Annotated in this window: 1 protein-coding gene; it reads left to right on the top strand. The window is 70.7% G+C overall.

Features of this window, described 5'->3' with window-relative positions; all coding sequences use genetic code 11:
* The coding region (locus F6S12_RS32660) for a heterodisulfide reductase-related iron-sulfur binding cluster (protein WP_315869976.1) at positions 1–597 on the top strand (597 nt) is incomplete at both ends.

Here is a 597-nt window from a genome sequence, read left to right as displayed (position 1 = left end):
GTGCCCAGCGCCAAACCGCGTCCGCCCCTGCGCCATGCACGGCGCGTGCTGCTGCTCGAAGGCTGCGTGCAGCCGGGGCTGTCACCCAATACCAACGCCGCCGCAGCGCGGGTCCTGGATCGCCTGGGCATCAGCGTGCAACCGGTCAGCGAGGCCGGCTGCTGCGGCGCGGTGGACTATCACCTGGATGCCCAGCAAGCCGGTCTGCAGCGCGCCCGGCGCAATATCGACGCCTGGTGGCCGCACCTGCAACTGGGGGCCGAAGCCATCGTCCAGACCGCCAGCGGCTGCGGCGCCTTCATCAAGGATTACCAGCACCTGCTGGCCCATGACCCGGCCTACCGCAGCAAGGCCCAGCGCGTCAGTGCCCTGGCCCGGGACCTGGTGGAAGTGCTGCGGGACGAACCCCTGGAACAGCTCGGCGCCCACAGCGACCAGCGCCTGGCCTTCCACTGCCCCTGCACCCTGCAGCACGCGCAGAAGCTCGGCGGCGCCGTGGAAAGCCTGCTGCAACGCCTGGGCTTTCACCTCACCGCGGTGCCCGACAGCCACCTGTGCTGCGGTTCGGCGGGCACCTATTCGCTGACCCAGCCGACG

Origin of the sequence: Pseudomonas sp. JV245A, from assembly GCF_032424515.1 — a bacterium.
Lineage (GTDB): Bacteria > Pseudomonadota > Gammaproteobacteria > Pseudomonadales > Pseudomonadaceae > Aquipseudomonas > Aquipseudomonas protegens.
The sequence above is the reverse complement of the archived record's forward strand: the minus strand, read 5'-3'. Positions and strand labels throughout refer to the sequence as shown.